2 protein-coding genes and 1 pseudogene are annotated in these 1,158 nt (G+C 71.1%); all 3 read right to left on the bottom strand.

Going from position 1 to position 1,158, the window contains the following annotated elements:
• Positions 1 to 145: 145 nt before the first annotated feature.
• Complete coding sequence (locus tag ACZ49B_RS38340) at positions 146 to 457, bottom strand: SCO5918 family protein (protein WP_468315747.1); 312 nt, start codon at positions 455 to 457, stop codon at positions 146 to 148.
• Positions 458 to 503: 46 nt separating this feature from the next.
• Entirely contained in the window at positions 504 to 908 is a 405-nt protein-coding gene (locus ACZ49B_RS38335) for a CBS domain-containing protein (protein ID WP_468315745.1), read from the bottom strand.
• Between the two features lie 46 nt (positions 909 to 954).
• Positions 955 to 1,158, bottom strand: a pseudogene (locus ACZ49B_RS38330) (DEAD/DEAH box helicase); the annotation flags it as partial.

Here is a 1,158-nt window from a genome sequence, read left to right as displayed (position 1 = left end):
ATCGTCGAACTAGGGTGAAGCTCACCCCCACCCTCCCCCCCATCCGCGATTCCCCCCCCTCGGTGGAGGAGGGGCTCCCCCCCCCCCCCCCCCCCCCCCCCCCCCTCCTCGCTGTTCGGGTGTCGGCTTGCGCCGGTCCCGTCCGTCAGACGGTCACCGGGATGCCGAGCATCGCGGAAGCCTGCTGGAGCGGGCTGAGGCCGCGCGTGGGCACGGCGGCCCGGGGGAGGCCGCGGCAGGTGAACCGGAGCTGGGTCATGGCCCGGAGAACTTCGCTGGCGCTGAAGTCACGGCGGTCCTGCCGAGTGATGACCTGGCCGACCTGCTTGGCGGGGTAGGTACGGCGGCCGATGATCGCGGACTCGCCGACGACCGGCTCGGGCTTGATGCCCTTCATCGACTCCAAGACACCCGTATTGGTCAGGTCGAACGGGAAGCGGGCGATGACAGAGCGCATGTTGCCTCGCAGGAAGAAGGGGATGGTCGTGCCGTGGTGAGGCGGTTCAGCGGGCAAGGGCGAGGACGCCCAGAGCGCTGCCCTGCTCGTCGACGACCGGCAGGGCATCGAGCCGGCGGTAGCGCATCGCGTGCTCGGCTTCGGCCATCGTGGTCGAGGGCGAGGTGACCGGCCCGCGGTCTCCCAGGAGGTCGCGGAGACGGACCTGGTCCGTGTACGCCGCGCTGTCGCGGACGGTGGCGAGCCTGTCCTGGGTGACCAGCCCGGTGCACAGGCCGTCCTCGTCGCAGACCAGCAGATGACCCGCGCGGGCACTGGCCATGACGGCCAGGGCCACCTCGACCGTCATGTCGTCACAGACCTGTGGACCGGCCGCCTCCATCGCGTCGTCCACCGTCCGGTGCACAGGGTTGGCGTTCGTCGAGCGGGGCTGCATCTGGACCAGCGTCAAAACGTGCCTCCTGCAGAGATGGGTCAGTTTCCTGATCACGCGGTTCTCAGGCCGCCGCGTCGAAGGCGGACTGCCGCACGCTCACGCGCCGGACCGTCGAAGCGGGCCGTCGCCTGCCGCGGGAGGCGCCGCCGCTGCGCTTGGCGCGTTCGACGACCGGTGCGGTGATGGTGACCGGAATCCCGGAGGGGTCCTGGGCGCCGGTGATGCGGTTCAGGGCCTCTTCGCCCGGACGGACCTGGGTGGTCTG

The sequence above is a fragment of the Streptomyces sp. NPDC031132 genome, from assembly GCF_055570595.1.
This window is presented reverse-complemented; position numbering and strand designations above follow the sequence as displayed.